At 49.9% G+C, this 6,978-nt stretch carries 5 protein-coding genes and 1 tRNA gene; 5 read left to right on the plus strand and 1 reads right to left on the minus strand.

What is annotated here, in order from left to right; genetic code table 11:
- Nucleotides 1–21 precede the first annotated feature (21 nt).
- Nucleotides 22–96: transfer RNA gene (locus tag P8O11_RS11355), tRNA-Phe, on the plus strand.
- Between the two features lie 492 nt (nucleotides 97–588).
- On the opposite strand, the gene P8O11_RS11360 is transcribed toward P8O11_RS11355, so the two are convergent.
- Complete coding sequence (locus tag P8O11_RS11360) at nucleotides 589–1,548, minus strand: LysR family transcriptional regulator (protein ID WP_276990320.1); 960 nt, start codon at nucleotides 1,546–1,548, stop codon at nucleotides 589–591.
- Nucleotides 1,549–1,678: 130 nt separating this feature from the next.
- Here P8O11_RS11360 and P8O11_RS11365 point away from each other — a divergent pair, with 130 nt between their 5' ends.
- From P8O11_RS11365 to P8O11_RS11380, 4 genes are all read left to right on the plus strand, one after another.
- Nucleotides 1,679–2,686 (plus strand): TAXI family TRAP transporter solute-binding subunit, encoded by a 1,008-nt coding sequence (locus tag P8O11_RS11365; RefSeq protein ID WP_300294277.1) that lies wholly within the window; start codon nucleotides 1,679–1,681, stop codon nucleotides 2,684–2,686.
- A gap of 97 nt (nucleotides 2,687–2,783) precedes the next feature.
- Nucleotides 2,784–5,000, plus strand: coding sequence for a TRAP transporter fused permease subunit (locus P8O11_RS11370; RefSeq protein WP_300294279.1), 2,217 nt, complete (start codon nucleotides 2,784–2,786; stop codon nucleotides 4,998–5,000).
- 5 nt (nucleotides 5,001–5,005) lie between these two features.
- Nucleotides 5,006–6,256, plus strand: a complete 1,251-nt coding sequence (locus tag P8O11_RS11375; protein WP_300294281.1) for an FAD-binding oxidoreductase — start codon at nucleotides 5,006–5,008, stop codon at nucleotides 6,254–6,256.
- Between the two features lie 9 nt (nucleotides 6,257–6,265).
- Entirely contained in the window at nucleotides 6,266–6,589 is a 324-nt protein-coding gene (locus P8O11_RS11380) for a hypothetical protein (RefSeq protein ID WP_300294283.1), read from the plus strand.
- The last annotated feature ends 389 nt before the right edge of the window (nucleotides 6,590–6,978 follow it).

The raw sequence follows: 6,978 nt of genomic DNA on the forward strand, positions 1-6,978 counted from the left end.
GATGGACATGTCCATCCCGGTGCCCGGGTAGCTCAGGGGTAGAGCAGTGGATTGAAAATCCTCGTGTCGGTGGTTCGATTCCGCCCCTGGGCACCATTTTTACCAATAAAAACAATGACTTAATTTTGCGCGATGCGCGCTAAAGTTGTGCAGATCAAAAACACACCAAACACACACTTTTTACCGTGTTGCTGACTATTTTTAGGGCGGATTCGCTGTGTTGAACACAGTGTTGGCTAGTGCTGTGTTGCGAACACTGTGTTGGCGGAGTTTTGGGCGAACATGGTTGGCGACACGCAGACGAGGAGTATCTGCGTTCAGTCAAGACCATTGCTGCTTCTTCTCTAAGCGGACGTTGGTGCAGCTTGCAGCTAACGACAACTTCGAGCCCACAATGGTCGTACTGATTTTGTGTTGTTGGCGCTTGTAGCGTGAATGTCGCTGTAGCGTATAAATTTATATGCAACTGTGCCTCGAGAAAAACGTTCGTTCATGTGAATTGCAGCGAGAACGAAACGCTCAAGGATCAAATGGCCGCCTGTTTTGTCGTTCGCGGCGTTCTTCGCAAATCAAACGGATCTTGAACTTCTACTCAATCTTGAATGATGCACCATGTACTGTTGGGTTTGCGTCAATCTCCTCAAGCATCTCAAATAGCGAATTCATCCATGCCTCCTTAACTTGCGTCGCATGCTTTGATGACGGCCGATATGACGGAGTGAGTGTCGCATATTCATAGCGAATGGGGGCATCAAACGGGATAAACACGACCTTGCCTTTTGAGATATTCAGCTCGCGTTCCGTGACAACGGTCAAAGGATCCACGACTGAACAGCAATGTCCAAGGCTGATGAAGGGTATGAGTGGCAAGAAAAATTGCCCTGCAATATTCGATTGCAACGTCATGTTTTCTTGCTGGAAGAGAGATGCTAAACGACGTGGAAAGGGGTGATCAGGATGCAATGTTCCGATAGGCTCATTGTCTAAGTCTGCAATCGTGACAATGTCCTTCTTGACCAAGTGATGATCACTAGGCACAGCGCAAAAACAGTTTGCCCTAACAATTTCTGCTGAATACCGCTGCTCTTTTCCGGTTGGAGGATGGAAGTCTGCAAACCCAAAATCGATGCTTTGCGTACTTGCAAGCTCTCGGATTTGCTGTGAGCTGCGTGAGGTGATTGTTGTTTGAAAATTTGTGTGTGTTTCGACGTTTTCGCTAACAAATTTTGGAAAGATAAATGTCGATGGTCCTGGCATGGCCGCAATATTTAAGCTCCCCGCCTCTGCTGACTGGAGGCTTTTCATTGTCTTTGAAACGATGTTCATTCTATCAAGGATGCCTTCTGCCTCAACGAACAAATACTGCGCTTCTTGAGATGGAATAAGGCGGCGACCGCGGCGTTCGAACAGTGTCAGATCAAGAGCTTTTTCCAAGTTCTTGATCGCCAAACTGATCGCTGGTTGGGTGCGTCCCAGCTGTCTGGCTGCTTGAGATATCGAGCCAGTTTCCATGACCTCACGAAAGACGGTGAGTTGCATAATGTTCATGATTTTATCCATAAGTAAAACTATTGAATAGTGAAATATAATAAATTTGCCTTAATGTAAAAAATAAGTAGCCTGAGAGGCAGAAAATTCGGATCAACCGAATCTCGTTTTCATCAACTGGGAGACCCTCATGAAAGTTACAAAAACACTTGCCGGCATTGCACTTGCCAGCTCGTTGGCCTTGCCAGCAATGGCTCAAGATCCAACATTTTTCCGAATTGGCACCGGCGGTGCTGGCGGAACCTATTTCCCGATCGGCGGCACAATCGCCAATGGCATCTCCTCCCCTCCTGGTTCGCGGGCCTGCGACGAGGGTGGTCAATGCGGCGTACCCGGAATGATCGCGATTGCACAATCGACAACGGCATCCGTTTTCAACAATGCTGCAGTTCAAAATGGCGAACTTGAGGCCGGCCTGGCAGGAGCGTATTCCACCCGTGACATGTATCTGGGCACCGGTAAGTTTGAAGGTAAACCCCATCCGAAACTTCGCATTGTCGCGAATCTCTTTCCAGAAGATTTGCATCTAGTCCTTCCGAAAGGTGCCTCAATCAACGACTTAAGCGATCTGGCTGGCAAGCGTGTTGGTATCGCGCAAGCTGGTTCGGGCACGCAAGTCGCCGTGTTGCAAATGCTCGACGCTTGGGGCGTGAATCGTGACAACATGGAAGAAGCAGAGCTGAATAACAGCCAGTCCGCTGAACGCCTCGCCGATGGCCAGATCGATGCATATTTTTATGCAGCGGGCTGGCCCGTTGCTGCGATGGTACAGCTGTCGTCCACCAAAGGCATGAATCTGCATTCGTTCACTGAAGAAGACCTTACTAAAATCAACGAGATTGTTCCAACTTACATCCCGTCCAAAATTCCAGGTGGCGTGTACGAGGGTATCGACACTGATACGTTGACCCCGGCGGTTTCTGCCATGTTGGTCGTATCGTCAGATTTGTCCGAAGATCTGGTCTACGAATTGACGAAAGCGTTGTGGAACGACAATACGCGCAAACTTCTTGACAACGGGCATGCAAAGGGCAAGCAGATTACGATCGAAACTGCACTTGACGGAGTTGAGGCCATGGGTGTGCCACTGCACCCTGGAGCAGAAAAGTTCTACAAAGAAGCGGGTCTTCTGAAGTAACATTTAGCTTTTTAGGTCTACGAAATCAGCGCGTGCCCTCAATTGGGGGCACCGCATTTTTTAAGTGTGCGTAATGCAATCCAAAGGGGTCCTTCGCATGTCGGATATAAATCAACCTGACAACCATGAATTGACAGCCGAAGAATTGGCCGCGATTGAAGAGAAATTTGACGAAGGATCGGCCACCCGTGCTGTTGGACCGACGACAGGGCAGATCTTGCGGGCTATTGCCCTTGTTTTTGCGCTTTATCATTTTATCACAGCTGGCTTTGGATTGCCCGCAGATCATTGGCATATGGGTTGGCATTTGTCGGGTCTTTTCATCCTTACTTACGCTTTCTTTCCGATCATCGGGATGAAGAACCTCTTTGCACGAAAGGCGAGCGCTTTTCGGATTGGCAATATTCCCCTCTACGATTTGGTTTTTATGATTCTTGGCGTCGTGTCGGCCCTTTATCTGGGGTTTGCATGGCGTGGTGTCCCTTTGCTCGGAATCGATGAACAGACGTTCAGAATGGGAAACCCCAATAGCTATGACTTGTTCTTTGGTATCGTTGTTATCTTACTGGTCCTCGACATTGCGCGCCGTACCTTGGGATGGGTTCTCCCTCTGATCATTTGCTTTTTCATTAGCTACGCTTTGTTGGGTCAATATTTCCCCGGCCTACTGAAACACCCAGGCGTCAATTTCCGCACTTTCGTATCCTCAATGTATTTTCCTCAAGAAGGCATCTTCGGCGTCACCCTCTGGGTTGTCTCAACAATTGTGTTTCACTTTGTTTTATTTGGAGTCATCGCGCAACGTACCGGCCTTGGGCAATTGTTCATTGATAATGCTACCATTCTGGCAGGGCGCTATACGGGCGGTCCCGCCAAAGTATCCGTCATCTCATCGGCATTCTTTGGCACGATTTCTGGCTCCTCGGTGGCTAACACCGTCTCCACTGGCGCGCTAACGATCCCAAACATGAAGCGTTTGGGTTATCCTGCTCACTTTGCAGGAGGGGTAGAAGCGGCCTCCTCAGCTGGCGGTCAAATCACGCCACCTATCATGGGCGCTGCTGCTTTCATCATGGCAGAATTTTTAGAACTGCCGTACACGACCATAATCATTGCAGCGATTTTTCCAGCGCTGCTACACTATGTGGGTGTTTTTACCGTCGTTCACCTGATGGCACGTAAGTTGGATCTGAAGGGCCTGGCAAAAGAACAGCTTCCCAAGTTAAAAGCGGTCTGGCGCGAAGGCTGGGCCAACATTGTCCCTCTCATCGGATTGCTTGTCGTGCTGTTCGCTGGCTACACTCCATATATGTCGGCTTTTTGTGGTATTTCGCTAGCGGTCATCACAGGAATGTCCCGCATCAAAGAGCCGGCTACCTTAGTCTATGCCGTAGCGTTCATAGCATTTGTTTTTTGGAAATATTTAGGCGGTGGGTTCGAGTTTTCCATGGCGATGACGCTTTGCATCATTGCTTCTATTGCCACGCTGAACCCGCAAGAGCGCACAAAAATTCCTGAAATGGCTTCCTCAATTGAACTTGCCGTCAAATATGCTCTTGCTGTTGGCGCAGCTTCCGCAGCCGTGGGAATTGTTGTTGGCGTCATCAATACCACTGGGGTCGGTTTTCGTATCGGGTTCATGGTCACGCAAGGGGCTGGCAATCTGGCCTCCGACCTGTTTGGTTTCTTGTCGCTTGGCGGCATTGTCGAGTGGTTTACAGTGCAAGACTTGCAACTGTTCATCTCGCTCGTCTTCATTGCGACCGCCTGTATCCTTATGGGGGCCGGTATTCCTACAACCGCGCTCTACATCATGCTTGTATCTGTCGCCCAACCAGCACTGGCACAGCTTGGCGTGCCACCCATCGCCAGCCATATGTTCGTGCTCTACTATGGTGTCGTATCCGAGATTACTCCGCCAGTCTGCACCTCTGCCTATGCGGCGGCGGCAATCGCCAACGCCAATCCGTTTCGAACCGGGCTCTCGGCCTTCTCGCTCGGCTTGGGCAAAGTTGTGGCTCCGATGGCGTTTGTCTACGCGCCAGTTCTGCTGATCGTGTCCTCAACCGGCTTTGATCTATGGGAGTTTAGTTATACAGCGACCAGCTGTATTGCAGGTGTTATCGCTCTGTCGACAGCAGTTGTCGGATATTGGTTTGCACCTATGAATGCCATATCGCGCATCTTGATGGCCATCGCGGGACTGGTGTTCGTGGCTCCTTCGCTGAGCGCGGATTTGGTCGCACTTATCATCGCATCGCCCGTTATCGTCACGCAAATGCTTGCGCGCCGTTCGACCCCAAGCACAGCCTAAGCTTTATGGAGCAAACAATCACCATTATAGGCGCAGGCATCGTCGGAATCTGCTGTGCATTGTCATTGCAAGAACGCGGTGTCCGCGTTCGTCTGATTGATCGCGGTGAGCCGGGACAGGAAACCTCGTTTGGCAATGCTGGTGTCATCTCTCCGTGGTCGATTGTTCCCCAAGCCATACCAGGCATATGGAGATCAATCCCCAGCATGCTGCTCAGCCGCAATGGGCCATTGTCGGTGCGGCAATCCTTCTGGCCCAAAATGGTCCCTTGGGGGCTTAAATTTCTTGCAAAATCTAATGTGGCATCAGTCCGCGAAATATCGGATGCAATGGAAATACTCTGCCGACCTTCCATCAGCCTTTACCACCGCCACCTTGAAGGAACGGGACACGAGAGCCTAATCATCGACAGTTGGTACATTCACGCCTTTCGAAACGCCCAAAAAGCAAACTTGCGTGATCTTGGATATGCTATCCGCCAACAAAAAGGTGCGGAGATGGAGCTTGTCGGCCAACAAGACCTAAAGCAACTGGAACCCGCCCTCTCGCCAACCTTCAAAGCAGCTATTGCCATAAAAGGACAGGCGCGCGCTTATGCACCAGGGCGGATCGGTCAGGTTTTGGCAGAAAAAGTCCGCGCACAAGGTGGCGAAATCTTGCGTGCTGAGATCATGGGGATATCAAAGACAGATAGTGGTTGGTCAATTTCCACCAAAGAAAGCGCGCTTGCCGCTCACAAGATCGTTTTGGCAGCAGGTGTCTGGAGTGCTGCGCTTTTGAAGCCTCTGGGACTTGACCTACCCCTCGCAGCAGAGCGCGGCTATCACGTGGAGTTCCCGAATGCACAGATACAGGTGAACAATTCCATCATGGATATGGATGCGAAAATCGTTGCCAGCTCCATGGAGAGCGGCATCAGGATTGCAGGAAGTGCCGAGTTTGCCGCCATCGATACTGCAGCTGATCCGCGTAAGAAAGTGCTGCTGGCTCGCCAAGCGCGAGCAATGTTGCCTGACATTGATATCAAAGAGATGACATCTTGGATGGGGCAACGCCCGTCGTTTCCTGACAGCTTGCCAGCCCTTGGGGCAGTGACTGGGCAACCGGGCCTTTATGTAGCTTTTGGGCATTCGCACTACGGCCTGATGATGGCCCCTAAAACGGGTGAACTGATCGCCGATCTGGTGGCGGGCGTATCCCCCAACATAGACCTTGGCGCATTTGATGCGCGAAGATTTCAATCCCGTAAGACCTAGGAGATCTCAATGGTAATACATGCAGGCGGCCAGAATATCTGTGGTGCAACCATTGGCGTGCTGTGCCTTGAAAGCTATTTTCCCAAACCTCCCGGTCACATCAAGAATACTTTGAGTCTGCCATTCCCGGCACTCAATGAAATGATCAACGGAGTGACGATCCCTGACTTGCTGAACAATCCATCGATTGAATTGCTTGAGCCATTTTTGGGAGGCGCAAAGCGGCTTGAGTGCGAAGGTGTACGCTCTTGGCAAAATCAACATCACCTAGTTTTAGCGCGGATAACACCAAGAGACTTAACTTTTAAGAGCACTGGGTTTTTGCTTTCATAAGATCTCATCACACGCTCAACAGCTTCAGCTTGCTTTGGAGCTGAGCTGATGTGGGTAAAGCTACCGTGATCAGTATTTATAGTGATTTCAAATCTCGGGTAGCGGCGAGTTAACGTCATCGAGTTGTCCTGTCGTTGATTTTTACTACTTAAAAGCGCAATAAAATTACAATATTTTGAAGATGCAAGTTTAAATCCGAGACTAACTGGGACAATAAAATACTGCTCACACTCTCTAACACACACTTTGATGGACTTGCCGGCCGTGTCAGTCATACCCTTGACTGAAAAGCGAGCTTAAGACAGACAAAAGGTAAGAATTATGGATCATAGTAAGTTTGAGCGGGTCGAAATCACATCAGACGATGAACTTTGGCAATGGCTTCAGAA

The sequence above is a fragment of the Lentibacter sp. genome, from assembly GCF_029254145.1.
In the GTDB taxonomy this organism is placed as follows: domain Bacteria; phylum Pseudomonadota; class Alphaproteobacteria; order Rhodobacterales; family Rhodobacteraceae; genus Lentibacter.

Bases quoted from the DNA above. Each gene is read 5' to 3' on its own strand.
- P8O11_RS11360 (WP_276990320.1), bottom strand. From the start codon at position 1,548: ATGAACATTATGCAACTCACCGTCTTTCGTGAGGTCATGGAAACTGGC.
- P8O11_RS11365 (WP_300294277.1), top strand. From the start codon at position 1,679: ATGAAAGTTACAAAAACACTTGCCGGCATTGCACTTGCCAGCTCGTTG.
- P8O11_RS11370 (WP_300294279.1), top strand. From the start codon at position 2,784: ATGTCGGATATAAATCAACCTGACAACCATGAATTGACAGCCGAAGAA.
- P8O11_RS11375 (WP_300294281.1), top strand. From the start codon at position 5,006: ATGGAGCAAACAATCACCATTATAGGCGCAGGCATCGTCGGAATCTGC.
- P8O11_RS11380 (WP_300294283.1), top strand. From the start codon at position 6,266: ATGGTAATACATGCAGGCGGCCAGAATATCTGTGGTGCAACCATTGGC.